Origin of the sequence: Streptosporangium sp. NPDC006013 (assembly GCF_040614275.1) — a bacterium.
GTDB lineage: Bacteria > Actinomycetota > Actinomycetes > Streptosporangiales > Streptosporangiaceae > Streptosporangium.
This window is the reverse complement of record NZ_JBEXUE010000977.1, coordinates 1-1,134: the sequence shown is the minus strand read 5'-3', so window position 1 is coordinate 1,134 and position 1,134 is coordinate 1. Positions and strand designations below refer to the sequence as shown.

The window sequence follows — 1,134 nt, the reverse complement described above, 5'->3', positions numbered from 1 at the left end:
CGCAGCTCCTCCTCGGTGGTCTGCTCCACCCTGGCCATGGCCCAGCGCAGGATCGGCGGTGCCATGAGGGAGGTCACGATCGCCACCAGCACCACGATCGTGTAGACCTCGACGCTGAGGATGCCCAGCCGCAGGCCCACCATGGCCACGACCACCTCGATGACGCCCCGCGCGTTGAGCCCGGCGCCCAGGGCCAGGGCCTCCCACCGGTTGAGCCTGCTGGCACGTGCTCCGGCGTAGGCCCCGAGGAATTTGCCGACGATCGCCACGGTCAGGATGCCGAGCCCGGCGAGCAGCACCATCGGGTCGGCCAGGGACGTCAGGTCCATGCGCAACCCCGCGGTGGCGAAGAAGATCGGCGCGAAGCCGGAGAGCACCACGGTGCGCAGCGGGGCGAGCCGCGCCGGTTCGACGCCACCCGCGGTACCGATCAGCATGCCGCAGACGAAGGCACCGAAGACCGCCTCCAGGCCCATCGCGTGCGTGGCGGCCGAGGCGAGCAGGATCAGCACGGCCGCGGTCGCGACGGACGAGCCGGAGTCCTCGTCCCGGGAGGTGAGCCGGAACGAGTGCCGCACGAGCGGGCGGCCCACGGTGAGCGCGAAGATCACGACCGCCAGCAGGCAGGCCAGCGAGACCAGCACGCTTCCCGCGCGCAGGCCGGTGGTGGCCATGGCCGACACGATCGACAGCATGAACCAGCCGAACGCGTCGTCGATCATGCCCGCGGTGAGCGTGAGCTGCCCGATGTTACGGTGGAGCAGCCCCATGTCCATCAGGGTCTTGGCGATGACCGGGATGGCGCTGACGCACATCGCGACACCGAGGAAGAGCGCGAAGACCAGCGGCTCGGTTCCGGTGGGGATGAGCGTGGCCGGGAGCAGGAATCCGGCGCCGATGCCGAACGCGAGCGGCACCAGCAACCCGCCGATGCTGACTCCGGCCGCCGTGGCGCCCCTGCGCCGGACCATCCTCATGTCCATGTGGATGCCGGTGATGCCGACGAGCAGCAACACGCCGATCTGCCCGACCGCGTCGAGCAGGTGGAACTGGGCGCTGTCCTGTGGGAACAGCCAGGTGGACAGGTCCGGCGCGACATGGGCGAGGAAGGACGGCCCCAGGACCACCCCGACG

General features: G+C 70.5%; 1 protein-coding gene. It reads right to left on the bottom strand.

From position 1 onward, the window contains the following. The coding region (locus tag ABZ260_RS51400) for a cation:proton antiporter (RefSeq protein ID WP_355633340.1) at positions 1-1,134 on the bottom strand (1,134 nt) is incomplete at both ends.